Genomic DNA, 23,205 nt, shown 5'->3' with positions numbered 1-23,205 from the left:
CCGAACACCGAGGCTTCAGTGATCCAGCACTCCGCGCTCATCCCCTGGCTCGACCCGGCCGCGATCATCGAGGCCGCGGGGCCCTGGGCGCTTCTGGTGGTGTGTCTGATCATCTTCGCCGAGACCGGCCTGCTCATCGGGTTCCTGCTTCCCGGCGACACCCTGCTGATCATCGCCGGCCTGCTCTCGCACTCGACAGACACCGCGCCCAACGGTGTCTTCGGCATCAACGTGTGGATCGTGAGTTTTCTCATCGCCCTCGCCGCCTTCCTCGGTGGTGAAGTCGGCTACCTGATCGGGCACAAGGCGGGGCCCGCGATCTTCGAGCGCAAAGAGTCAGGAATCTTCAGCGTCAAGAACGTCGAACGCACGAACGCCTTCTTCGAGCGGTTCGGTGCCGCCACGGTGATCCTCGCCCGCTTCGTGCCGATCGTGCGTACCTTCGCCCCGATCGCTGCGGGCGTCGGTCACATGAACAAATGGCGCTACACGCTCTACAACCTCATCGGCGCGGTCCTCTGGGGCTTCGGTCTCACCATGCTCGGTTACGCGATCGGCCTCATCCCGCCCATCCGCGACTTCGTGACGCAGTACATCGACGTCGTGCTCTTGATCGCGGTCGCCGGCACCGTGCTGTTCATCGCCATCAACTTCTTCCGGGAGCGCGCCAACGCGAAGAAAGCCCCGCACGGCGGAGACCCCGTCACCGACCACGACGAGGCCGCGGCCCTCGTGCTCGACGAGGACATCCTCGAGCACGGTCGTCGCGTCACGACCGACGAAGACGTCCTCGAGCACGATGGTCGCACCACGACCGACAAGGACGCGCCGAAGGCCTGACGCGGCAGCGTCCGCTTCTCGCGGCGGCTCAGGAGGCCTTCGCGGTCTTCTTCGCCGCCGGCTTCTTCGCCGCCGGTTTCTTCGCGGTCGAGTCGGACGACTCCTTCGGAGCGTCGTCCTTCGCGTCGCCACGCGCGGCGCGGCTGCGCTCGACGCTGGCTCGCAACGCCTCCATGAGGTCGATGACCTCTCCCCCGTCGGCGGCCTCTTCGCTCTCGCCGAACGTCGCGGCCGTATCGAGGGCGTCGCCCTGCTCGAGCTTCGCGTCGATCAGCGTGCGGAGCTCGGCCTGGTAGTCGTCGCTGAACTCCTCGGGGTCGAAGTCTTTCGCGAAGCTCTCCACCAGCGACGCCGACATCTCGAGCTCTTTCGCCGAGATCCGCACCGATTCGTCGAGAGCGGGAAAGGACGCTTCGCGTACCTCGTCGGCCCAGAGGAGCGTCTGCAGCACGAGCACGTCGCCGCGCACCCGCAGCGCCGCCAAGCGGGTCTTCTGCCGGAGCGAGAACCGCACGATCGCGGTGCGCTCGGTCTGCTCGAGGGTCTTCCGCAGCAGGACATAGGCCTTTGGCGACGTCGAGTCGGGTTCGAGGTAATAGGGCTTATCGAGCGTCATCGGGTCGACCTGCTCGCTGGGGACGAACTCGACGACGTCGATCTCGCGGCTCTTCTCGGAGGGGAGGGCGTTGAAGTCTTCCTTCGTCAGAACCACGGTCTGCTCACCGTCGTCGTAGGCCTTGTCGATGTCAGCGAAGGGCACGACCTCGCCGTCGATCTCGCAGATGCGCTGATACCGGATGCGCCCACCGTCTTTGTTGTGCACCTGATGCAGCGACACGTCGTGGTCTTCGGTCGCGGAGTACACCTTGACCGGAACATTCACGAGCCCGAACGTCAGCGCGCCCTTCCAGATCGCTCTCATGGTCCCAGTGAACAGCAGCCACACCCGTCCCGGCCACCCCTTGCGTGGTTGCTCAACTCCGCCGCGCACCGTCGCGGAGCCCCGGCGCGCCGTTGCCCGGGTCTCCCCCGCACTAACTCAGGCTCAATACCGGCGGGTCGCCGAACACCACCGTCTTTCGGGGGCTGGAGTATCGCGCGGCTCTTCTCAGCCTGAGTTAGTGCGGGGACGAACCGGGCATCGCGCTCGAACCGGGGCGGATGGGGCGCGCCGACTAGCGTTGACCCATGGCGGGCGGCGAGCAGACGGTGCGGATCGACGGCCGCCGACTGCGGATCACCAACCTCGACAAGGTGCTGTACCCCGAGACCGGGACGACCAAGGGCGAGGTGATCGACTACTACAGCCGCATCGCGCCGGTGCTCATCCCCCACGCCTCGGGGCGACCCGTCACCCGCAAGCGGTGGCCCGACGGCGTCGGCACGGACGAACAGCCCGGCATGACGTTCTTCGCGAAAGACCTCGAGGCCGGGGCACCGTCGTGGATCGCGCGGCGTCCGATCGACCACTCCACCGGGGCGAAGGACTATCCGCTCGTGACGGAACGCGCGACCCTCGTGTATCTGGCGCAAGTCGCGAGCCTCGAGCTCCATGTTCCGCAGTGGCGTTTCGACGCCGACGGAGGGCGCGGCCCCGCCGACCGCCTCGTGCTCGATCTCGACCCGGGTCCGGGCACCGGACTCGCCGAATGCGCCGAGGTCGCCCGCTGGGCGCGGACCATCCTCGGCGGAATGGGCCTCGAGGCGCTCCCCGTCACCAGCGGCAGCAAGGGCATCCACCTCTACGCACCGCTCACCGGCGCCCCCTCCAGCGACGCGGTCACGGCCCTCGCGAAAGAACTCGCCCGCGCGATCGAAGCCGACCACCCCGACCTCGTCGTCAGCCAGATGGCCAAGGCCGCCCGCCCCGGCCGGGTCTTCATCGATTGGAGCCAGAACAACGGCGCGAAGACGACCATCGCGCCGTATTCGCTGCGGGGGCGCACACACCCCACCGTCGCGGCCCCGCGCACGTGGGAGGAGCTGGACGACCCCGCCCTGCGCCACCTGCTGTTCACGGAGGTGCTCGAGCGCGTCGCCGAACACGGTGACCCGATGAGCGCCCTCGGCTACCGCGCGGGAGCCCGGCACGCCGATGCCGGACCGTTGACCGAATACATCTCGATGCGCGCGGCGGGGCGCACGCCCGAGCCCGTTCCGGAGAATCCGTTGGGCGCGGCAGCATCCGATGGTCTTCCGCTCTTCGTCATTCAGGAGCACCACGCCTCGAGGCTGCACTGGGATCTTCGTCTGGAACGCGACGGGGTGCTCGCCAGTTGGGCGGTGCCGAAGGGCATACCGCCGACGGTCGGACGCAACAACCTCGCCGTGCAGACCGAGGATCACCCGATGGAGTACGCGGCGTTCTCGGGGTCGATCCCCGCCGGCGAGTACGGTGCCGGCTCGATGACCATCTGGGATGAGGGTCGCTACGAGCTCGAGAAGTGGCGCGACGACGAGATCATCTTCACGCTCGAGGGGCGCCCCGGTGGGCCGCTCGGGCGCGTGCGGCTCGTTCTGATCCGCACCGACGGCGACGGCCCGAAGTCGACGTGGCTGCTGCACCGGATGAAGACGGATGCTGCCGGCCGTCCCCAAGGCGAAGGCCAGCCGGTCGTGCCGCGGGACGACGGACCGCACTTAGACGAACCGCGCGGCACCGATCACGCCTCGGAGGCCGTGGCGACTCCCCCGGCCGCCGAGCTCGCCCCGATGGTCGCGACCTCCGCCACCCGCGGCATCGCCCAGGACGCCGCCCGACGCTGGGCGATCGACGGGCATCCCTGGGTCGAGATGAAGTGGGACGGCGTGCGCGCGATCGGCATCTGGGACGGCTCGCGCCTGCGCCTGCGCGCCCGCAGCGGGTCGGACATCACCGCGAAGTACCCCGAGCTGACCGCGGCCGATTTGGGGCTCGGTCGCGCACCCGCCGTCATCGACGGCGAGATCGTCGCGCTCGACGCGAACGGGCGGCCGAGCTTTCCCCTGCTGCAGGCCAGGATGAACCTCCAGAAACCCCGTGAGATCGCCCGCGAGGCGCCACGCACCCCCGTGAAGCTCTACCTCTTCGACGTGCTCTCGTACGACGGCGCTGACGTGGCGGGTTCGCCGCTCGCCGAGCGCCGCCGGATCCTCGAGACGATCGCCGAGAACGCCGTCGAGCCGGTCGTCGTGCCGCCGGTGTTCGACGACCTCGACGCGGCACTCGAGACGAGCGCCCGGTTCGCGCTCGAGGGCGTGATGCTGAAAGACCCGCGCTCCCGATATCGCCGCGGGGTGCGGTCGGAGGAGTGGCTGAAGGTCAAGCTGACCCGCACGCAGGAGGTCGTCATCGGCGGCATCCGCCCGGGTAAGGGCGGACGCTCGGGCTCGATCGGGTCGCTACTCGTGGGCATTCCCGGCCCCGACGGGCTCTCGTACTCCGGTCGTGTCGGTTCTGGTTTCAGCGAGTCGACGATCGCCCGGCTCGAAGAGGTGCTGCTGCCGCTGCGCACCGACGACGTGCCGTTCGTCGATGTTCCCCGGGCCGATGCCTCCGACGCGCTGTGGGTGCGCCCCGCCCTCGTCGGCGAGGTGGAGTTCGCCGAGTTCACCCCCGGCGGCATTTTGCGACAGGCCCGATGGCGGGGCCTTCGTCCCGACAAGACCCCCGACGAGGTCGTCCGCGAGTCGTGACCGCGCGGCTCGACCCCCGCGAGTCATGTCCTTCTGTCGAAGTCGACCCCGAATCGCGACGAGACGACGCACCTCGCGAGACGACGCGGGTCAGGCGTGGCGGGCGTCGTCGTGTTCGACGTGCCCGGCGGGCTCGAGCTGGAAGGTCGAGTGCTCGACGTCGAAGTGCTGCGACAGGCACCCCTGCAGTTCGTTCAGGATGCTGCCCGCCCGGCCGCCGCGGAAGTCGTCGCCGTCGACCACCACGTGCGCGCTCATGACGGGGGCACCGCGGGTGAGCTGCCAGACGTGCACGTCGTGCACGTCGACGACGCCGGGGGTGGAGAGGATGTGCTTCCGGATCTGGGCTACCTCCGTGCCCTTGGGCGTCCCCTCGCTGAGCACCGAGGCGACCTCGCGCAAGAGCCCCAAGGCCCGCGGGATGATCATCGCGGCGATGAGCAGTGACGCGACCGCGTCGGCCTGCACCCACCCGGTGACGAGGATGACGATGGCAGCGACGATCACGGCGGCCGACCCGAGCAGGTCGCCGAGCACCTCGAGGTAGGCGCCGCGCACGTTGATGCTGCGCCGCTGCGCGGAGCTGAGCAACCACATGGCGACGGCGTTCGCCACGAGCCCGATGATCGCGACCACGAGCATCAGACCGCCCGCGACCTCGGCGTCGGCGGGCTCCATCAGCCGCCGGATGCCCTCGATGGCCACCCACACCGCGAGCGCGATGAGGATGACACCGTTGACGAGGGCGCCGGCGACTTCGGCGCGCTGGTATCCGAACGTGCGGCGGTCGTTCGCGGGCCGGGCCGCGACAGCGCTGGCGATCAGCGCGATGACGAGCGCGGCGGCATCCGTGAACATGTGCACGGCGTCAGCGAGCAGAGCGAGCGACCCCGACAGCACGGCACCCACGATCTGCACGACCATGACGACGGCCGTGATCGACAGCGACAGCGCGAGCAGGCGCCTGTTGCTGGCGCCACGGATGCCACCGTCGGGGCTCGCGTGATCGTGCATGCTCTCAGGCTAGAGCCGGCGGGCCGCCCGGTGGCGGTTTCGCCCGCTCTCGGGAACGATGACGATTCTCAGTCAGTCCTCACTCCACGGCGGCGCGTGCGTGGTGCTGGCCGCCGGACTCGGGCAGGTGCACGCCCTCGTGCCCTCGGCGGGCTTGGATGCGGCGCTCGGCGTGAAGCGCCGGGTAGGTGCCGAGCAGCACCGCCATGGGGGCGAGCAGCCGCACGTCGTGGATGCCGTGCGCGGCGTAGGTGCGCTCGAAACGTTCGACGTAGAACCGGAAGTCGCGCGGGCTGTCGTCGAGGCGCCTCGCCGACATGCCTGCGACCATGGCCGAGACGTACCCGATCTTGAGGCCCTTCTTCGCCAGGTGCACGGCCAGGTCGAGGTCTTCGTGCATGAGGTCGTCGCGGTCGGGGCACACGTCGTCGCGCACCGCCAGCCACGCCTTCTTCGTCAGCGCCATGTTGCTGCCGAAGAGGAAGACGTAGTCGCCCGCGAGCTTCACCTGCAGGCGGCGGAACGCGTCGTCGGCCTGGTGCCCGAAAGCGCGCAGCGGCATGTCGTAGTACTCGACCGACCCCGACGCCGCGTCGAAATCGCCTGTCGCGAAGGCGCTCTTGACCTGCTCGACCCAGTCGGGGGCGATCGCCGAGTCGGAGTCGATCCGCCCGAGCACCTCGCCCGCCGCGGCGTCGAAGCCGGCGTTGCGGGTCGGGGTGATGCCCTGCTCGGCGTCTTGATGGATGAGCCGGATGTTCGCCTCGGGAAAGGCCGCGATCATCGCCTCGACGATCTCGGCCGTGCGGTCGGTCGAGCGGTTGTCGACGACGACGATCTCCTCCGCCCGAACGGTCTGTTCGATCGCGGCGATCAGGCAGTGGCGGATCGTCTCTTCTTCGTTGTACGCGGGAATGACGATCGAGACGGTGGGGGTCGCAGCCATGCGTCGAACGTAGCCGAAACGGCGTTCGCGGCGACCCGCGGTCAGAGCGTCTCGAGAAGAGGCGCGAGGGCGGTGAACGCCCGCGCGCGGTGCGACGCGGCGTTCTTCTCCTCGGCGGTCCATTCCCCGATCGTCCGTTCCGCCCCGGCCGGTTGTCCGTCAGGCACGAAGATCGGGTCGTAGCCGAAACCCCCGGTGCCGGATGCCGCGGAAGCGAGGCGCCCGGGCCACACGCCCTCGACGACGTGCTCGACCGCCCGATGAGCGACACCGCCGGGAACGACGAGGGCGATCGTCGAGACGAACTGCGCGGTGCGGTGGGGGTCGGCGACATCCGAGAGCTGGTCGAGCAGAAGTCGAAGATTCGCGCCCGCATCTTTTGCGTGGCCCGCCCAGTACGCCGAGAAGACGCCCGGCGAACCGCCCAGCACGTCGACGCACACCCCGGAGTCGTCGGCCAGGGCCGGCAGCCCCGTGTGCGCCGCCGCCGCGCGCGCTTTGATCAGCGCGTTGGCCGCGAACGTCACACCGTCTTCGACCGGCTCGGGTCCGTCGTATCCGATCACCTCGAGGTCGGGCCGCACTCTCGCGACGATGCCGGCGAACTCCTCGACCTTGTGCGGATTGTGGGTGGCGAGAACCACCCGCCGCACCGCGCCGCCGGGATCAGCCGCGCTCAAGGGGGCTCCCCAGCGCCGCAGTCTGCGCGTCGCGCAGGTCGCGGCATCCGTCTACACCCAGCTCGAGGAGCCGGTCGAGTTCGGACTTGTCGAACGGCGCACCTTCGGCCGTTCCCTGCACCTCGACGAACAGCCCCCGGCCGGTGACGACGACGTTCATGTCTGTCTCGGCGCGCACGTCTTCGACGTAGGCGAGGTCGAGCATCGGCGTGCTGTCGACGATGCCGACCGACACCGCCGAGACGGAATCGAACAGCACCTCGGACCGCTGCGAGATGAACTTCTTGCGGCGACCCCACTCGATGGCGTCGGCCAGCGCGACGTAGGCGCCCGTGATGGCCGCGGTGCGGGTGCCGCCGTCGGCCTGCAGCACGTCGCAGTCGATGACGATCGTGTTCTCGCCGAGCGCCTTCGTGTCGACGACAGCGCGCAGCGCGCGACCGATCAGGCGCGAGATCTCGTGCGTGCGTCCGCCGACCTTGCCCTTGATGCTCTCGCGGTCGTTGCGCGAGTTCGTGGCACGGGGCAGCATCGCGTACTCGGCCGTGACCCAGCCCTTGCCCTTGCCGGTCAGCCAGCGCGGAACGCCGTTCGTGAACGACGCCGTGCACAGCACGCGCGTGCCGCCGAAGCTGATGAGCGCCGACCCTTCGGCGTGGCTGGACCAGCCGCGTTCGATCGTCACGGGTCGGAGCTGGTCGAGGGCGCGCCCGTCGGCGCGGGTGATGTCGGTCATTCGGTTCTCCTCAGGTCGGGTATGTCCCACTTTCCGCAACGATCGGTGCCATTCGTCGCGGAAATCGGGACATGGTGAGAGTTCGTGTCCCACTTTCCGCAACGATCGGGCGCGATTGTTGCGGAAATCGGGACATGGTCGGACGGATGCTGCGGCTCAGCGCCGCGGCAAGTCGATGGCGCCGGTCTGGACGAGCTGCACCTCGGTCACCTCGCGCCCCATGAGGCGGTGGGCGAGGTCGAGGAACTCGTCGGCGGAGGCGCCGGTGGCTTCGTACACGTGCGTGGCCACGGCGTCGGGGCCGGCGAGCAGATCGCGGCTCACGAGCTGGCGGTAGACGTCTTTGGCGGTCTCGGTGTCGCTCGAGACGAGGCTCACGTCGGGGCCCATGACGTAGCTGATGGCACCCTCGAGGAAGGGGTAGTGCGTGCACCCGAGCACCAGGGTGTCGACGCCGGCATGGCGGAGCGGGGCGAGGTAGCTCTCGGCCGTGGCCAGCACGTCGGGCGAATCGGTGACGCCCGCTTCGACGAACTCGACGAACCGGGGGCACGCCTCGGCGAAGACCGTGAGGCGTTCGTTGACCTCGAGCATGTCTTGGTAGGCACCCGACCCGATGGTCCCCGCCGTGCCGATCACGCCGATGCGGCCGTTGCGCGTGGTCGACATCGCGGTGCGGACGGCGGGGCCGATGACCTCGACCACCGGCACGTCGTAGCGTTCGCGGGCATCGCGCAGCATCGCCGCCGACGCGGTGTTGCAGGCGATGACGAGCATCTTCACACCCTGCTCGACGAGCGTGTCGAGAACTTCGAGCGAGTAGCGGCGCACGTCGGCGATCGGCTTCGGACCATACGGAGACCGCGCGGTGTCTCCGATGTATCGGAGCGACTCGCGAGGCAGCTGCGCCGAGATCGCGCGAGCCACGGTGAGCCCGCCGACACCGGAGTCGAAGATCCCGATCGGCGCGTCATTCACAGGAGTCGAGCCTACCCGCCGCGGGTATGGTGAGCGGATGAGCGCGTCCACGGCCCTGCACACCGACCGCTACGAGCTCACGATGCTCGACGCCGCCCTGCGCGACGGAACCGCCGAGAGACGTTGCGTGTTCGAGGTCTTCGCTCGGCGCCTCTCCGGCGGCCGCCGCTTCGGCGTCGTCGCGGGCACCGGGCGCCTGCTGTCGCTGCTGCGCGACTTCCGCTTCGGCGACGACGAACTGCGCTTTCTTCGCGAGCAGCAGATCGTCGGAGCGTCGACCCTCGACTACCTCGCCGACTACCGCTTCACCGGCACGATCAGCGGGTATCACGAGGGCGAGCTCTACTTCCCCGGATCGCCGATCCTCGAGATCGAGGGCACGTTCGCCGAGGCGGTGCTGCTCGAGACGCTCGCACTCTCGGTGCTGAACCACGATTCCGCCGTCGCGACCGCCGCCGCCCGCATGAGCATCGCCGCGGGCGACCGGCCGCTGGCCGAGATGGGCTCGCGACGGGCCGGCGAAGATTCGGCTCTCGCCGCGGCACGGGCCGCGTACATCGCCGGGTTCGGTGCGACGAGCAACCTCGCGGCGGGGCTTCGCTGGGGCATTCCGACGATGGGCACGGCCGCGCACTCCTGGACGCTGCTGCACGACACCGAAGAAGACGCGTTCCGCTCGCAGGTCGAGGCGCTCGGCCCCGGGACGACCCTGCTCGTCGACACCTACGACATTCCCACGGGGGTCGAGACCGCCGTCCGGGTCGCGGGCACAAGACTCGGTGGCGTACGGATCGACTCCGGCGACCTGCCCACGGTGGCCGCGCAGGTGCGCGAACTGCTCGATGACCTCGGTGCCACGCAGACCCGGATCACCGTCACGAGCGACCTCGACGAGTTCGCGATCGCGTCGCTCGCCGCCTCGCCGGTCGATGCCTACGGCGTCGGAACCTCGGTCGTCACCGGATCGGGAACGCCCACCGCGGGCATGGTCTACAAGCTCGTCGCCCGCCAAGACGCCGAGGGCGCCTGGATACCGGTCGCGAAGACGTCGGCCGAGAAGGTGAGCGCGGGCGGACGGAAGGCCGCGTTCCGCACTCTCGACGACGGCGTGGCGACGAGCGAATTGATCGTCGTGTCAGACGGCTACGAACGGCTCGCCGACGCCGCATCCCACCCCGAAGCCCGTGGCCTTCACGTCTCACTCGTGGTCGACGGAGTCGTCGACGAGTCTGCCGAGGGGCCGTCGGGCGTCGCCGCAGCGCGGGCGCACCACGCTCGGGTGCGCGAAGAACTGCCCGTGCGCGGACTCGCGCTCAGCCGTTCGGAGCCGGCCATCCCGACGGTGTTCACCGACGTCGCCTAGCCTCGCGACCCCGTGGGTCGTACCGGCTCAGAACGCTACTTCTGCAGGTTCTCGTAGATCTCTTTGCAGCTGGGGCAGACGGGGAACTTCTCGGGGTCGCGCCCCGGGGTCCACTTCTTGCCGCACAGGGCCCGTACCGGTTTACCCGTGACTGCGGATTCGAGGATCTTGTCTTTCTGCACGTAGTGCGAGAACCGCTCGTGGTCGCCGGGCTCGACGTTCTCCTCGCGGATGAGCTCTTCGAGCTCACGGTCGAGGGTCGCCAGACCCCCTTGGTCAGGACTGTCCAGAGGCGTGCTCATAGGGTGTCAGTGTACTCGCGAGCCCCCTCGATGAGGGCCTCAGGCTGACTCGGCGAACTCCATGAGACGGCTTCCGCGCCGCTGGAACACGGCGGATCCGATCGTCACGCCCAGAATCAGCACGACGAAACCCGCCCCGATCCCGGCCCACATCGACGCCGACGCGAATGAGATGTCGCGGCTGAGAGCGAGCCACCCCCACCACAGCGCGGGGGCCGCCGCCGCGAGGGAACCGAGGAGCACGAGACCTTGCGCGCCTGCTCCGGAACCTGCGCGCTGCGGCTGCTGGAACGGGCTGTCGCCGGGCCGCGACACCGCGTAGGGCGAGAGGGCCGACGTGATGCTCGAGAGCCCGAGCCCCGACAGGAACAGGGCAGCGCACACCCCGACCATCGCGGGAAGCAGCGCCCACCGGCCGTGCAGGGCGATGGCCACCGGCACCGCGACGGCGAGAAGCGGTGCACCCACGACGATCACGGGCACGAGCCGCCCGATGCGGTCGGAAACCCCGCGGACAGCGCTCGCCAGGTGCATCCAGACGGCGGTCGAGTCGTAGGCCAGGTCGTTGTGGGGCAACCAGCCGAAGAAGAGCGCCATGATCGGCACCGGCACGAGAGCGACGATCTCGAGCGGTACGCCCGCGACGAGCAGGGGCACCACGGTGAGCGCGGCAGCGATCGGGACGATCACGATATTCACGAGATATCGGCGATCCCTCAGCCAGTAGATGAGGCTTCGGGCCGCGATCGCGCCGCCCGGGGTTCCGGGTGCGACGGCGAACCACCCGAGGCCGCCCCGCTCGCGGACGGCGACGGGACGCTCGGTCGTCGTCATCGCCCGATCCACCAGCGCAACCCACGCGAGACCGAGAGCGATGAACGTCGCGACGGCGACGACCGCGCTCCACCCGGTAGTGGCCGACGGCAGCGCCCAGGCGGCTCCGACCGGGGTGTACGCCAAGACGTCCACCGCCTCGCGCAGTTGCGGCGGGACGGTGCCGCGCCAATCGAGGGAGGCCAGGAAGACACCGACGGGCACGACCACCACGAGTATCCCCACGAGGAAGATGCCCGACAACTCACGCGAACGCCGCTGACGGAGGACGAGGGAGGCGACCGCCATGCTGACCCGCGCGGCGAGTGTGCACGTGATGACGCCGGCGACCGTGGAGAAGACCGCGACGGCCGTGCTCGCGCCGTGCGCGGTACACACCAGGGCGGCACACACCGACAGGGCGATGAGGACAAGACTCGGCACGCTGATCACACCCGCGACCGCGAGCACCGCGGCCAGCGGGCGGGGCGACATCCCGAGAACGGCGAAGCGTCGCGGATCGAGAGGATCGGTGGCGCCCGTGACGAGAGGTGCGACCAGGAACCCGAGTGTCACGGCAGAGCCCGCGAGGATGAGCACGGTCGAAACGGTCTCGCGCGAAGCATCCGCCAGGCTCATGACGGCGATCGCCGCCACCACGGTCGCAGCGACGAGCGCCGCGAGCCCGACGAGAACGCGCAGGACGTGTCGGCGATCGCCCCGGAGGGCGCCGAGCATCGTCGCGATTCTCAGTCGGAGAACGTATGCAGCCACTCGAGGCCTTCCCTGTCGCCGAGACCGCCGGCCAGTTCGAGAAAGCGCTGCTCGAGAGTCGACTCACCGCGCACCTCGTCGACGGTGCCCTCGGCCAGAACCTGACCCGCGACGATGACGGCGACGCCGGAGCAGACGCGCTCGACCAGTTCCATGCCGTGGCTCGAGAGGATCACCGTGCCGCCGTGTGCCACGTACGTACCCAGGATGTCGAGGATCACCGCACTCGAGACGGGATCGACCGCCTCGAACGGCTCATCGAGCACGAGAAGGCGCGGCGAGTGGATCATCGCACCCGCCAGCATGACCTTCTTCGTCATACCGGCGGAATAGTCGGAAACCGAGCGACCGAGCGCGCCGGTGAGGTCGAACGCCCGCGCGAGGTCGGCGGTGCGGGTCTCGACGACGGCCGAAGGGAGTCCGCGCAGCACCCCGTAGTAGTAGAGCAACTGACGCCCGGTGAGCCGGTCGAAGGTGCGGAGGCGATCCGGCAAGACCCCCATCATGCGCTTCGCTGCGGCCCCCTTGCGGGAGGAGTCGAGGCCGCCGATCGAGATCGTGCCGGCGTCGGGGCGCAACAGGCCGGCGATCATCGAGAGGGTCGTCGTCTTGCCTGCTCCGTTGGGCCCGACGAGCCCGTAGAACGATCCGGCCGGAACGGTGAGGTCGATCGCATCGACCGCCCGGGTGTCGCCGAAGACCTTGGTGACACCGCGGAGCACGAGAGCGGGAACAGCAGCCTCGGCCTCGACGCCGTCTTCGCGTTCGGCGACGATCGCCGGCGCAACGGATGTCGACTGATCGTCGGTGAGTGCGAGAGGCAGAGCATCGGATGCTTCGACGTTGGGCTGCAAGAGCTCGGGCTCGTCGATCGGCGGTGTTTCGACGAGCGACTCCGGCTCGGCAAGAACGTCGGGCTCGGGTCCGCTCAGCACCTCAGGTTCGGGCTCGACGGATACCTCGGGCTCGGGCTCGACGTCGACCGACGGTTCGGGCTCCGGCTCGACGGACGGTTCGGGCTCCGGCTCGACGAACTCTTCGGCCTCGACCTCGAGGACGGACGGCTCGGGCTCGACCACCGGCGTGGGTGACGCGGGCGGCATCGGGTCGCGGAAGATCCGCGGTGGGGATACGAGTGGCGCGACCTCGACCGTCGATTGCGGCTCCGCCACGGCTTCCGGCTCGACAGCTTCCGGCGCCGGCTCGACGGGAGAGGGCTCGACGGCAACCGGCGCGACCGGAGCCGACTCAGCAACGGCCTCGGCTTCTGATTCCACCGTTCCGGCGAGCTCCGGCTCGTCCGTTCCGACGGGCTCGAGCTCCGCCTCGACGGCTGCCTCGGGCTCCGCGACGACCTCGGGCTCGACGAGGGCTGTCTGAGCCTCGACCTCGGCTTCCGTGACCGACTCGACAGGCCGCGTCGGCAGCGGAGGCCGCGGGGGAATCACCAGATCGGGGTGCACGATCAGGTTCGTGGGGAGTGGTGGCGGCGGTCCTGGGTCGATCGACGCGGGTTTCGCCGCGACGGCGGGTCGCGAGGGACGAACGGGCGCCGGTCGGCGAGGAGCTTTGGGTTTCGGAGTCGCCGTGCCGTTGCGAGGCACGGGTGCTTTCGCGCGCGGCGGTCGAGGGCGGGGCAGCACGACCGGCTGATCGGTGCTGGCGTCGCCGGTCGCGTCTCCGGGCTCTTCGGCCGGTGACTCGAACGGGTTCGGCAGCGATGCTGTCATCAGTCCAAGCTATCAAGGGTCGCGACATCGTCCCGCCGGGAATGTCATGGGAGGCCCCCGGGATCGACGCAACCCCCACCTTCTTCCCGTCGAGCGTTCGTAGGATCGGACACGTGAGCGACAAGGTGCACCGTATCCACTCGCTACCCGGCGATGCCCCCTGGACCGGCGGACTCCCCCCGGTGGGGTCGCCCGAACATCCGAGAACCATCAGAGCGCTCGATCGCGTGCTGTCGATCCAGCGTCCGGTCGTGCTCGCGCATCTGCGCAGCATCCGTCTCCGTCATCCACAGGCGTCGACGCTCGACATCGTGCGCATTCTCGAGCGTCGCTATCTCGCCGCCGTCACCACCGGGGGCGCGGCCGTCGGTGCCACTGCCGTCGTGCCCGGCATCGGAACGGGCGTCACTCTCGCGCTCAGCGGCGTCGAAACCCTCGGCTTCCTGGAGTCGACCGCGCTCTTCGCCCAGTCGATCGCCGAGGTGCACGGCGTGGCCATCGATGACCCCGACCGCGCGCGCGCCCTCGTGCTGACACTCATGCTCGGAAAAGAAGGCGTCGACCTGCTCGCTCAGCTCGCGGGGCAAGCGGCGGGGAGAGGGCCCGACCGGTCGGGCTACTGGGGACAGATGGTCACGAAGACGCTCCCCCGCGCCGCCATCGGCCCGCTCGTCGACCGGCTGAAGACCACCTTCGTCCACCAGTTCGCGGCCCGCGGCGGGGCATCCTTCCTCGGCAAGGCCCTCCCGTTCGGGGTCGGTGCGGTCGTCGGGGGTGCCGGCAACCACATCCTGGGCCGGCGTGTTCTCGTCGGTTCCCGTCGCGCGTTCGGGCCTCCCCCGCTGGCTCTCCCCGCCGACCTCGAGCCTCGTCCCGGCGCCACGCGCGTCGAGCGTGCGGCGGTGCGCGGCGTCGGGCGTCTCGGCGGTGCCATCGCCGGCGCCGCCGGAAGCACGGCGCGAGGCATCGGGTCGGCCGGCCGTCGCGCGGTGCCGCGGCGGAAGAAGAAAGAGATCGAAGGCGTCACGCCCGACGAACCGACCGCAACACCCCCCACTCCTGCATCGCCGGAGAACAACGAGGAAAGGTAGCACCACCCCCATGGACAGCACCCTGCAGTCTTTGACCGACTGGATGCCCGCTCAACGGTGGTACGCCTCCAAGGGCCGCACTCCCCGCCTGCGACTCGTCGCGGAGTGGGACGTCGCGAGCGACGACGACGCGCGCGTGCGTGTGCTCCTCGTCGCCGACGAGGCGCCCGAGACCCCCGTCCTCTATCAGGTGCCCCTCGTCGTGCGCACCGGCCGCCCGGAGACGGGCGTCATCGCCGACCTCGACGATGGATCGGTGCTCGTCGACGGTGCCACCGACCCCGCGTACGGCGAATGGCTCTACCAGTCGGTGACCGGTGGCGGACGCATCAGCGGCACCGACGGCCCGCTCGAGAGCCGCACCGCGGCGAGCCGCCCGGCCACGTCGGCCACGGCGACATCGTCGGTGCTCGGCGCCGAGCAGTCGAACACCTCGCTGATCTTCCGCCCGCACGGTGACGGCGCCGCGGTGATCTGCAAGCTGTTCCGTCAGGTGCATCCCGGGCTGAACCCCGACATCGAGTTGCAGACCGCCCTGGCCGACAACGGATCGACGTCGGTGCCGCAGGCCATCGGCTCCCTCGAGGGCACGTGGCGCGATCCGGTGAACGGCGACCTGATCGTCACCGGTTCGCTGGCGTTCGCGCAGGAGTTCCTCGACGACGTCGAGGACGCATGGCGCGTCGCCCTCAGCGCCGCGCAGGCCGACGACGACTTCGACGCTCGCGCCGAAGCTCTGGGTGCGGCCGTCGCCGATGTGCACCTCACGCTTTCGCGAATCCTGCCGACCCACGAGCCCACAGACTCCGACCGCGCGCGCGTGGCCGCGATCTGGGAGGGCGGGCTCGAGACCGCTGTCGGCGAGATCCCCGAGCTGGCCCCGTTCGCGCCGGCGATCCGTGCTGTGTACGCGGATGCTGCCGCCGCACCCTGGCCGCTCTTCCAGCGCGTCCACGGTGATCTGCACCTCGGACAGGTACTCGAAGTGCACGGGCGCGGTTGGGTGCTCCTCGACTTCGAGGGAGAGCCGCTGCGTCCGATCGCCGCACGGCGCATGCCCGACCTCGCGGTGCGCGACGTCGCGGGCATGCTCCGGTCCTTCGATTACGTCGCCGGATCGGTGGAGCGACTCGGCTCCGATGACGGAGCGGCTCGCCGCTGGGCCACCACCGCCGTCGCCGCGTTCGAGCGCGGTTACGCCGCGGCAGGTGGTCCCGCAGCCGACGAACGGCTGCTGCGTGCGTTCGAACTCGACAAGGCCGTGTACGAAGCGGTCTACGAGGTGCGCAACCGGCCCGACTGGCTGGCGATCCCGCTCGCGGCGATCGAGCGACTCACCGGTCGCTGAGCCGCACGCCCGGCGCACACGAGAAGAGCCACCCCGCAGATCATGCGGGGTGGCTCTTCTCGTGTGGTCTGCGTCAGGAAGCGAACGCCCCGAGCGTGACCTCGGCTGTACGCGTCTGATCGTCCCGCACGTAGGTGACGGTCGCCGTGCTGCCGGCAGCCACCGCGCGAACCTGCGCGGTGAGGTCGACGGAGTTGGTGATCGGAAGGTCGTTGAACGCGGTGACGATGTCACCCTCGCGCAGGCCCGCCTGCGCGGCGGGTCCGCCCTCGCTGACCTCGGCGACATAGGCCCCCGAGATCGTGGCGTCTTGCACCGTCGACGTGGACTGCACCGAGGCACCGAGCAGACCGTGGGTCGCCTCGCCGTTCTCGATGATCTCGTTCGCCACACGCTCGGCGACAGCCGACGGGATGGCGAAACCGACGCCGATCGAGCCGGCCTGGCCCGATGAGCTCCCCGCCGAGGCGATCGCGACGTTGATCCCGATCAGGCGCCCCTGGTCGTCGACCAGCGCGCCTCCGGAGTTACCCGGGTTGATCGCGGCGTCGGTCTGGATGACCGCGATCTTGATGGTCTCGCTCGACTGACCGGTTCCCTGCTCACCCTGTCCGAAGTCGAAACGGAACGGACTCTCGCCCGAGCCGCCCTCGCCGCCCTCCGAGGGCTGGTCGTCTTCGGGTGCCGCCGACGAGGCGACCTCGATCGAGCGGTTCAACGCGCTCACGATGCCCGTGGTGACCGTGTTCGATAGTCCGAGCGGAGCGCCGACCGCAATCGTCTCGTCACCGACGTTGAGGTCGCCCGAGTCGGCGATGTCCATGGGCGTCAGGCCCGAAGCATCCACCAGCTTGATGACGGCGAGGTCGTAGGTCGGGTCGGTGCCGACGAGTTCGGCGTCGTACACACGGCCGTCGGAGGTCGTGGCCCGGATCGTCGCGTCGCCCGTCGCGCCGTCGAGGGTGACGACGTGCGTGTTGGTCACGACGTAGCCGTCTTCGCTGAGCACGACACCCGATCCGGTGCCGCCACTCGTGCCGCCCGACGCGCTGATGGTCACGACGCTCGGAACGACCTTCGCGGCGATACCCGTCGTGAGGTTCACATCGTCGGTGTCGTTGACCGTGACCGTTGCCGGGCCGGCCATCGGCGCGGCCTCGGAACCGCTCCACATGCTCAGACCCGCGTAGGTGCCGCCGAGGCCGGCGGCGCCACCGACGAGGGCCGCCGCGACGATGAGCCCGGCGACCTTGCCCGCGTTCGACTTCTTGCGGGGCGCGGTCTCGGTCGTGCTGTGCAGCGGCAGCGTGGGCTGGGTCTGCTGCGTGGTCTGCGGAGCCGCGCCGAATGCCTGACCTGCGGGCTGCCCCGCGTAGCCGCCCCGTGCGGGTCCGCCGTAGGTCGGCTGCTGCGGGGCCCCTCCGTAGGGCGCCTGCGGGTACGACGGCTGCGGCGGGCGCTGTCCGGTCCACGCGGGCGCCGCCTGCGGGGCGGCGGGCGCTGCCTGCGACGCCGCAGGTGCAGCCGGCGCCGGAGGAAGCGGCGGGGCGACAGGGGTCGCGGCGTCGGCGGGCATCGACGACGCGATGGGCGCGTCGTTCTGCGGCGCCGATGAAGCGTCGGAGGTGTGCGGGGTCGCGGACGCCGCAGCGGTTTCGTCGGGGCGGTCGCCCTGGTTCTCACTCATGATTGCTCCTTCTGCCTAGCGACCTTCAGCTTGAGGGGGGTTGCTGTGCGTTTCATATGGTGCGCGTGGGTTGTGTCTATGCGACTAGCGTGAGCGGGATGCGAGAGATTCCCGGGGCCTGGCGACGCACCGCCGACGGAGCTGGTCTGCGCGCAGCGGACGGCACGATCGGTTCGACCATCTTCGCCGAGATGACCGGTCTCGCGGCCTCCACCGGCGCGATCAACCTCGGTCAGGGGTTCCCCGACGAAGACGGACCGGCGGTCGTCCTCGATGCCGCACGGGAGGCGATCGCGCGTGGCGTGAATCAGTACGCTCCCGGCCGCGGCTTCGCCGACCTCCTCACGGCCATCGCCGAGCACCAGGAACGCTTCTACGGCCTGCGGCTCGATCCGGAGCGCGACATCATCGTGACCGCGGGCGCTACGGAGGCCCTCGCCGCGACGCTGCTCGCCCTGCTCGACGGCCCCGACGACGAGGTCGTCGTCTTCGAGCCCTACTACGACGCCTACGCGGCGGCGGTCGCCCTCGCGGGGGCTCGCCTCGTGACCGTGCCGCTGCGGTGGCCCGATTTCCAGCCCGACCTCGGCGAACTCGCCGCCGCGGTCACCGACCGCACGCGCGTCATCCTCGTGAACGACCCCCACAATCCGACCGGTGCGGTCTTCGCGCCCGCGGTGCGCGAGCAGATCGTGAGACTGGCCGAGCGTCATGACGCCGTCATCGTCACCGACGAGGTGTACGAGCACCTCGTCTTCGACGGCGCGCACGTACCGATCGCGACGCTTCCCGGTGCGTGGGAACGCACGGTCTCGATCTCATCGGCGGGCAAGACCTTCTCGGTCACCGGGTGGAAGATCGGCTGGCTCAGCGGCCCCGCTCCTCTCGTGTCGGCGATCCTGACGGTCAAGCAATACCTCACGTATGCCAACGGAAGCCCTTTCCAACCCGCGATCGCCACGGGCCTGCGCCTGCCACGCGAGTTCTTCGCCGACCTCGCCGCCACGCTCCGCGACAAGCGCGACACGCTCGGCCGTGGTCTGCGCGCCGCAGGGTTCGCCGTCTCGGATCCCCGGGGGTCGTACTTCACCGTCGCCGATGCGTCTGCGCTCGGGGCGACGGATGCGGGGGACTTCTGTCGCACGCTCCCCGAGCGCGCGGGCGTCGTCGGCATTCCCCTGACGGCTTTCGCGAGCGCGGAGCACCGCGATCAGTTCGCGACGCTCGTACGATTCGCCGCGTGCAAGCGTGTCGACGTGCTCGACGAAGCATCTCGCCGGCTCGCCCTCCTGGGCGCGTAGTCAGGACGGAACCACGCGGAAACGCCGCAGCTCGAGCGCGGGGTTCACCCGTCGAACGCGCTGCACGGCCTCTATCTCGAGATGGGCGACAGCGACGTCGGTGGCCGTACCGACCGACGCGATGGCGACTCCCTGCGGGTCGATGATGAGGGAGTGACCGACGCCGAGGGGCGGCGGATGATCGGATGCTGCGACGAAGACCGTGTTCTCGATCGCGCGAGCCTCGAGCAGCGTTCGCCAATGGTGTTCTTTGAGCGGACCGCGCACCCATTCGGCGGCGACGAGGACGACGTCGGCCCCCTCGTCGACGATCGTCCGCGCGACCTCCGGGAAACGGAGGTCGTAACAGGTCATGAGGCCGAACCTCAGCCCGTCGACATCGAACGTCTGCGGCGTGGCGATCAGACCGGGCTCGACCCAGTCGGATTCGCGTTGTCCGAACGCGTCGTAGAGGTGGAGCTTTCGGTAGAGGGCGATGACCCCGTCGCCGTTCACGGCGACGACCGTGTTGCGAACTCGCTCGGCGTCCGACGCCTTCTCGAGCAGCCCCGCGACGATGACGACGCGGAAAGCGGCCGCGATCCTGGTGAGCTCGGTCACGAATGGACCGTCGACGTCTTCGGCGTTCGCCGTCAGGGTGTCGTCGAACGGGTCGACGAAGTAGCTGGAGTACTCCGGGAACAGCACGACGCGGGCGCTCCGCTTCGCGGCGCGCTCGACGAGTTCGCGGATCAAGTCGAGATTGGCGGCGACAGATGCGGCGGGCGCGAACTGCGCGACCGCGACGGCTACCGAACGATCGGTCATCGCATGCTCCTCCCCCGTCGTCGGGCGAAGACGGAACACCCCCACAGTAGGAGTTCCGCCGGTGATTCCGCCTCTTCGGAGTCTCGCGGACACCCGTGAAGCCGCCCCGATGTGCGGGACCTCGAATCGCGTGCTAGGCTAACTTCTTGTGCCGCGGGGTGGAGCAGTTCGGTAGCTCGCTGGGCTCATAACCCAGAGGTCGCAGGTTCAAATCCTGTCCCCGCAACAAGATATGCGCAGGTCAGAAGCCGTTTTCGGGAACATCCGGAAGCGGCTTCTGGCATTATTGCGCGAGTTGACTACGAGCTTGACTACATTGCAGTGGAATGCGCCCCGAACCCTCGTCGCGTCTTGCAAGCGAATCGGGTCACGTCGAGACGCCATCGGCGCGAGGGCATCCGAACCGTCTGAAAAATGAGACGTTACATCCCCACTGCGTGATGTGGGTCGAGTCCGAGACCTGGTCTACATTGAGCCCAAGAGAATCGGGGGACATCTTGAGTAGCAGTGCCGACCAGACCACCGGGCTGGACGCCGTTCCTGTCGCAGCGTTCGCCTCCGATGGTGCGAAGGTGTCACAGGTCCCGGTGCGCATCTCCTACGGCATCATCGAGCGATTCTCCGAAGGGCTTTACAGCTCTCCCACCAAGACCTTCGAAGAACTGATCACCAACTCATACGATGCAGGCGCGAGCAGCGTGTGGGTTTATCTCGCGGCCGACTTGTCGGACTCGAACGCGAATCTTGTCGTGATCGATGACGGTGAGAGCATGGACCTCGCCGGCCTCACCTCGCTTTGGCGTATCGGGGAATCTCAAAAGCGAACCGCCACGCCCCCACCTGGCCGTAAGCGGCCGGTCGGAAAATTTGGCATCGGGAAGCTGGCTACCTACGTCCTTGCAGAGCAGTTGACGTACATTACGCACCGCGATGGGAATTACCTCGCCGTAACGATGGACTACCGCAAGGTTTCGCACACAGACGAGATGCTGGAAAGCACGGAACTTGAGCTCGATGTTGTCAAGCTCACACGGGAGGCAGCTCTAGCCGCCGTCGCCGCGTCCATTGAATCCAGTGCGGTGAGCGCCGACCGGGTTCTCGAGGCACTTCAGACGAAACAGCACTGGACAGCGGCTGTTCTATCGCAGCTCAAGCCCGCAGCACGCGAGATCAAGCTCGGCAGGTTGCGATGGGTTCTGCGCAGTGCCCTGCCGCTCAACCCGCAGTTCGCGCTCTGGCTGGACGACGAAGAGCTCAAGTCGTCAAAGATTGACGGTGAAGTCGCTTGGTCGTTCGTGGTCGGCAAGGACGAGGGACAGCTCGTCAAGAACTCGGATCGTGAGTGGGGTCCCGGTGAGGCCAATCAGACGAGCGGCCGGTTCTACTTAAAGCTCCCGAAGGCCGGCGTCATTTCAGGAACCGCTTCGCTCTACAAGCAGCCGTTACAGCGAGGCAGAAGCGAGGAACTCGGTCGCAGCCATGGATTCTTTATCCGCGTCCTGGGCCGTCTGATCAATTTCGACGATGAGGACTTCTCCGTCGGCCCCGAGTTGCGACACGGAACACTAACTCGATTTCGGATGGAGATCGATGCCGACGATCTCGACGAGCAAGTTGCAAGCGCACGGGAGACGATCAAAGAGTCTCCGGGGCTCGACGAGCTGAAGAACTACCTAGTCGCCGTTTTCAACCGGGCGCGGTCAGCCGCGACTGAGGGCGACGAAGGCGACGTCATCACTGCCATTTCGCGAACTGGCCGCCTGTCGCAGCCGTCGAATGCTTTGAGTCAAGGTCCGCTGCGCCGTATGCTGCAGCGCGCCTCGGCCGATTCTTCGTTGGCGCTGAGCCTAGGGCTCGACGAAGATGCAATCACCGATGTCGGGGAACTGTTAGCGAGCGGCAGCGACGTAGTCGAAAGTGTGCTTCTTGAAGCGCGCTCTCCGGACGAACCAATGATTATGTATGACCCGGGTAAGCGGGCCGCGATCCTGAATCAGTCGCATCCATTCATCAGCAACTACATCGACGCGAAGACGGTAGCGGAACCGATGAAGCTGTTCGGGTTGAGCGAGATGCTGACACAGGCGTACCTCTTGGACGAAAACGTGCCCGCTGAGGTTGTCGCGCGTGTGGTGGCTCGTCGCGATGTCTTCCTACGAGAGCTGACCCTTCGTTTCCCTAGATCCGCCAGCGTGATCGCGCAGCAACTCCGAGACGCCACGAATGACGAAAACGCGCTCGAAGATGCCGTGGGTGATGCGCTGGAGCTGCTCGGGTTCCACGTTGATCGGTTCGGCGGGCCAAAGCACGGCACTGACGGGATCGCGACTGCACGGCTGGGTCTAAGGGAGCTTGTCGGCACGACTTCCAGCTACGCCTTCACCTATGAAGCAAAGTCAACGAAGGATACGGTTCGCGCAGCCCTCAGCGAGGAGAGCGAGCCGGTCAAGGCTGCGGGGAGAATCCGAGCCGACACAGCGAGAACATCCGTTCTCAAGGTGCACCGACAGAAGGCAACCGAAAAACACAAACTCGACGTAGTTCCGAACTTCACGCTCCTTGTCGCACCCGACTTTCAAGGAGCTCTCGACACGGAAGGGCTCATCAACGACGTCTGTGTGAACGACGAGATCACCGCCATTCGTGTCGAAGACTTGGCGCGGCTCGTCGAGTTGTTCGCGCTGCAGGGACTGAACGCCTACGACCTGCGATCACTGTTCGATGCGCGGACCCCTGAACAGACACGCCAGTGGGTTGAAGAGCAGTCCAAGACAGCGAGAGTGCCCCGTCCACCGGTTTCAGCACTGATCGACTCGCTCGTGAAAAACAGCGAACGCCGATTCCCGATGACCTTCGAGGCCCTCGCTCCGATCCTCGTCGATGCCGATCCGGACATTGACATCCCGCAGATTGCCTCTCTTTCGCGTGCGCTACGCGCCCTCGCGCCAAAGTCCGTCTACGTCGACGACCGGATGATCGCATTGAACGCCAGCCCCGCTGCGCTTTATTCCGAGATCCGCGAATCACTCGACCTTTTTGATCGCGACCTCGCCGACGCGTTTCTGAACACCGTGCCTAAGCAAGGAACTGCAGATGCCAGCGCTTAACGTTCACCCATTC

General features: G+C 68.4%; 18 protein-coding genes and 1 tRNA gene. 8 read left to right on the top strand and 11 right to left on the bottom strand.

What is annotated here, in order from left to right; genetic code table 11:
• Positions 1 to 21: 21 nt before the first annotated feature.
• Positions 22 to 840: a DedA family protein gene (locus tag ACFXQA_RS08615; RefSeq protein WP_394520218.1), complete on the top strand. Its 819-nt coding sequence runs from the start codon at positions 22 to 24 to the stop codon at positions 838 to 840.
• A gap of 28 nt (positions 841 to 868) precedes the next feature.
• Here the strand turns inward: ACFXQA_RS08615 and ku are convergent, their stop codons facing one another.
• Positions 869 to 1,762 carry a non-homologous end joining protein Ku gene (gene ku / locus ACFXQA_RS08610; protein WP_394519407.1) on the bottom strand — a complete coding sequence of 298 codons (894 nt, stop codon included), beginning with the start codon at positions 1,760 to 1,762 and terminating at the stop codon, positions 869 to 871.
• 266 nt (positions 1,763 to 2,028) lie between these two features.
• Between ku and ACFXQA_RS08605 the strand changes: the two genes are divergently transcribed.
• Positions 2,029 to 4,515 (top strand): ATP-dependent DNA ligase, encoded by a 2,487-nt coding sequence (locus ACFXQA_RS08605; protein ID WP_394519406.1) that lies wholly within the window; start codon positions 2,029 to 2,031, stop codon positions 4,513 to 4,515.
• A 90-nt stretch (positions 4,516 to 4,605) separates the two neighbouring features.
• On the opposite strand, the gene ACFXQA_RS08600 is transcribed toward ACFXQA_RS08605, so the two are convergent.
• From ACFXQA_RS08600 to murI, 5 genes are all read right to left on the bottom strand, one after another.
• Positions 4,606 to 5,529 (bottom strand): cation diffusion facilitator family transporter, encoded by a 924-nt coding sequence (locus ACFXQA_RS08600; RefSeq protein ID WP_394519405.1) that lies wholly within the window; start codon positions 5,527 to 5,529, stop codon positions 4,606 to 4,608.
• A gap of 79 nt (positions 5,530 to 5,608) precedes the next feature.
• On the bottom strand, positions 5,609 to 6,475 hold the full coding sequence (locus ACFXQA_RS08595) for a glycosyltransferase family 2 protein (RefSeq protein ID WP_394519404.1): 867 nt from the start codon (positions 6,473 to 6,475) through the stop codon (positions 5,609 to 5,611).
• A 41-nt stretch (positions 6,476 to 6,516) separates the two neighbouring features.
• On the bottom strand, positions 6,517 to 7,128 hold the full coding sequence (gene rdgB / locus ACFXQA_RS08590) for an RdgB/HAM1 family non-canonical purine NTP pyrophosphatase (protein WP_394520217.1): 612 nt from the start codon (positions 7,126 to 7,128) through the stop codon (positions 6,517 to 6,519).
• A 13-nt stretch (positions 7,129 to 7,141) separates the two neighbouring features.
• Positions 7,142 to 7,891, bottom strand: a complete 750-nt coding sequence (gene rph / locus ACFXQA_RS08585) for a ribonuclease PH (RefSeq protein ID WP_394519403.1) — start codon at positions 7,889 to 7,891, stop codon at positions 7,142 to 7,144.
• Positions 7,892 to 8,047: 156 nt separating this feature from the next.
• The gene (murI, locus tag ACFXQA_RS08580; protein WP_394519402.1) at positions 8,048 to 8,869 is read right to left on the bottom strand and encodes a glutamate racemase; all 822 of its coding nucleotides are present in this window, start codon (positions 8,867 to 8,869) and stop codon (positions 8,048 to 8,050) included.
• Between the two features lie 37 nt (positions 8,870 to 8,906).
• Between murI and ACFXQA_RS08575 the strand changes: the two genes are divergently transcribed.
• Positions 8,907 to 10,232, top strand: a complete 1,326-nt coding sequence (locus ACFXQA_RS08575) for a nicotinate phosphoribosyltransferase (protein WP_394519401.1) — start codon at positions 8,907 to 8,909, stop codon at positions 10,230 to 10,232.
• 35 nt (positions 10,233 to 10,267) lie between these two features.
• Here ACFXQA_RS08575 and ACFXQA_RS08570 read toward each other — a convergent pair whose 3' ends face one another.
• From ACFXQA_RS08570 to ACFXQA_RS08560, 3 genes are read right to left on the bottom strand one after another with little or no spacing between them, the layout of a single operon-like run.
• Positions 10,268 to 10,534 (bottom strand): DUF3039 domain-containing protein, encoded by a 267-nt coding sequence (locus ACFXQA_RS08570; RefSeq protein WP_394519400.1) that lies wholly within the window; start codon positions 10,532 to 10,534, stop codon positions 10,268 to 10,270.
• A 39-nt stretch (positions 10,535 to 10,573) separates the two neighbouring features.
• Complete coding sequence (locus ACFXQA_RS08565) at positions 10,574 to 12,085, bottom strand: hypothetical protein (protein WP_394519399.1); 1,512 nt, start codon at positions 12,083 to 12,085, stop codon at positions 10,574 to 10,576.
• 11 nt (positions 12,086 to 12,096) lie between these two features.
• Positions 12,097 to 13,851 carry an ABC transporter ATP-binding protein gene (locus ACFXQA_RS08560; RefSeq protein ID WP_394519398.1) on the bottom strand — a complete coding sequence of 585 codons (1,755 nt, stop codon included), beginning with the start codon at positions 13,849 to 13,851 and terminating at the stop codon, positions 12,097 to 12,099.
• 113 nt (positions 13,852 to 13,964) lie between these two features.
• Between ACFXQA_RS08560 and ACFXQA_RS08555 the strand changes: the two genes are divergently transcribed.
• Both ACFXQA_RS08555 and ACFXQA_RS08550 read left to right on the top strand, forming a co-directional pair.
• Positions 13,965 to 14,942, top strand: a complete 978-nt coding sequence (locus ACFXQA_RS08555; RefSeq protein WP_394519397.1) for a hypothetical protein — start codon at positions 13,965 to 13,967, stop codon at positions 14,940 to 14,942.
• Between the two features lie 10 nt (positions 14,943 to 14,952).
• A complete protein-coding gene (locus tag ACFXQA_RS08550) occupies positions 14,953 to 16,290 on the top strand; it encodes a maltokinase N-terminal cap-like domain-containing protein (protein ID WP_394519396.1) in 1,338 nt (445 codons plus the stop codon).
• A 73-nt stretch (positions 16,291 to 16,363) separates the two neighbouring features.
• Here ACFXQA_RS08550 and ACFXQA_RS08545 read toward each other — a convergent pair whose 3' ends face one another.
• On the bottom strand, positions 16,364 to 17,977 hold the full coding sequence (locus ACFXQA_RS08545) for a S1C family serine protease (RefSeq protein ID WP_394519395.1): 1,614 nt from the start codon (positions 17,975 to 17,977) through the stop codon (positions 16,364 to 16,366).
• Between the two features lie 98 nt (positions 17,978 to 18,075).
• On the opposite strand from ACFXQA_RS08545, the gene ACFXQA_RS08540 reads away from it, so the two are divergent.
• Positions 18,076 to 19,278, top strand: coding sequence for an aminotransferase class I/II-fold pyridoxal phosphate-dependent enzyme (locus tag ACFXQA_RS08540; protein WP_394519394.1), 1,203 nt, complete (start codon positions 18,076 to 18,078; stop codon positions 19,276 to 19,278).
• On the opposite strand, the gene ACFXQA_RS08535 is transcribed toward ACFXQA_RS08540, so the two are convergent.
• Positions 19,279 to 20,085, bottom strand: coding sequence for a carbon-nitrogen hydrolase family protein (locus ACFXQA_RS08535; protein ID WP_394519393.1), 807 nt, complete (start codon positions 20,083 to 20,085; stop codon positions 19,279 to 19,281).
• A gap of 152 nt (positions 20,086 to 20,237) precedes the next feature.
• Here ACFXQA_RS08535 and ACFXQA_RS08530 point away from each other — a divergent pair.
• Positions 20,238 to 20,311 (top strand) — tRNA-Met (locus ACFXQA_RS08530).
• 100 nt (positions 20,312 to 20,411) lie between these two features.
• The gene (locus tag ACFXQA_RS08525; RefSeq protein ID WP_394519392.1) at positions 20,412 to 23,192 is read left to right on the top strand and encodes an ATP-binding protein; all 2,781 of its coding nucleotides are present in this window, start codon (positions 20,412 to 20,414) and stop codon (positions 23,190 to 23,192) included.
• Positions 23,193 to 23,205: the final 13 nt, after the last annotated feature.

The sequence above is a fragment of the Microbacterium shimangi genome (genome assembly GCF_043556445.1).
GTDB lineage: Bacteria > Actinomycetota > Actinomycetes > Actinomycetales > Microbacteriaceae > Microbacterium.
Note: the sequence above shows the minus strand (reverse complement) of the source record. Positions and strands in the feature narration are given on the sequence as shown.